At 35.8% G+C, this 648-nt stretch carries 1 protein-coding gene; it reads left to right on the forward strand.

From position 1 onward, the window contains the following. Positions 1–3 precede the first annotated feature (3 nt). Positions 4–648: PorP/SprF family type IX secretion system membrane protein (locus tag Z053_RS0127450; protein ID WP_025668170.1), on the forward strand; the 645-nt coding region annotated here is incomplete at its 3' end.

A 648-nucleotide genomic window follows, 5' to 3' on the forward strand; every position in this document is an offset into this window, starting at 1 on the left:
CGGATGAAAAAAATAAAGATAATAGTTGTGACAGCGTTTTTGAGCGTTACTTTTTTTACCAGTTATGCACAACAAGATGCTCAGTACACTCAGTATATGTATAACACGATAAGTGTAAACCCTGCCTATGCAGGTAGTCGAGGTGTACTAAGTATTATGGGTCTTCATCGTAGTCAATGGGTTGGTTTAGATGGAGCTCCCCGAACTCAGACACTTACTCTTAATACACCTATTGGTGGTAATGAGCGAGTTGGTTTGGGATTGTCTATAGTTAATGATCAGATTGGTCCTACCGATGAGACGTATTTTGATATTGATTTTTCATATACGATTCCGACATCAGAAACGGGTAAGTTAAGCTTAGGTATAAAAGCCGGAGGTCATTTGTTAAATGTTGATTTTCAAAAGCTATCACAATTTAATACCAATGATGCTTTGTTTGAGAATAATATAGATAATAAGTTTAGTCCTAATGTTGGAATTGGGGTTTATTATCATACTCATAAATTTTATGTAGGATTAAGTGCTCCTAATTTATTAGAGACGGATCATTTTGATGAGAGTACTACTACCAGTAGTAGTGATGCTGTTAGTTTTTTGGCCGAGGAGCGCATCAATTATTATTTGATAGCGGGTCATGTTTTTGAT

The sequence above is a fragment of the Aquimarina megaterium XH134 genome, assembly GCF_000520975.1.
In the GTDB taxonomy this organism is placed as follows: Bacteria; Bacteroidota; Bacteroidia; order Flavobacteriales; family Flavobacteriaceae; genus Aquimarina; species Aquimarina megaterium.